We start from the raw sequence: 585 nt of genomic DNA, 5'->3' as shown, positions 1-585 counted from the left end.
GAAATCGCAAGATTTCATGAGTGTTCACACAAATTACATGATAACGAATTAGAAGAAGTCCAAACATCTAAGCTTCGGACATCTCGCAAGAGACAATAGGTCTGTAGCTCAGCTGGTTAGAGCGCACCCCTGATAAGGGTGAGGTCGGCAGTTCAAGTCTGCCCAGACCTACCAAGTTAACCATAGATGTTTCCCATTGAGGGGCTATAGCTCAGCTGGGAGAGCGCCTGCCTTGCACGCAGGAGGTCAGCAGTTCGATCCTGCTTAGCTCCACCACTTCTTCACTAAAGGAAGAAACCAAATTTAAGTTGTTTTTCAAAACATTTTAAATTTGGTTTTTTAAACCACTTTTTTAACCGAATGCGTGTTAAGAATGAGTTCTTTAACAATCTGGAAAGCTGATATAAATACCGGTATTTATATGAATTAGAGCGTGTCGCGCGTTTCTTTTTATAATTATAAATACCAAGCTGTTGTTACTTGTTTTATCGGCAAGTAATGATGGTGATTAAGTATTCTCCTCGACTTTTGTTGATGAGAAAAGTTAATCAACCCGATGTTTATTTCTTATTTATAAGGAATGAA

At 39.0% G+C, this 585-nt stretch carries 2 tRNA genes; both read left to right on the top strand.

Annotated features, from left to right (window positions below):
* The first annotated feature begins 97 nt into the window (after positions 1-97).
* Positions 98-174 (top strand) — tRNA-Ile (locus tag AC27JP_RS20305).
* 26 nt (positions 175-200) lie between these two features.
* Positions 201-276: transfer RNA gene (locus AC27JP_RS20300), tRNA-Ala, on the top strand.
* Positions 277-585 lie beyond the last annotated feature (309 nt).

Source organism: Colwellia sp. SU-HH01172 (assembly GCF_057553355.1).
Note: the sequence above shows the minus strand (reverse complement) of the source record. Positions and strands in the feature narration are given on the sequence as shown.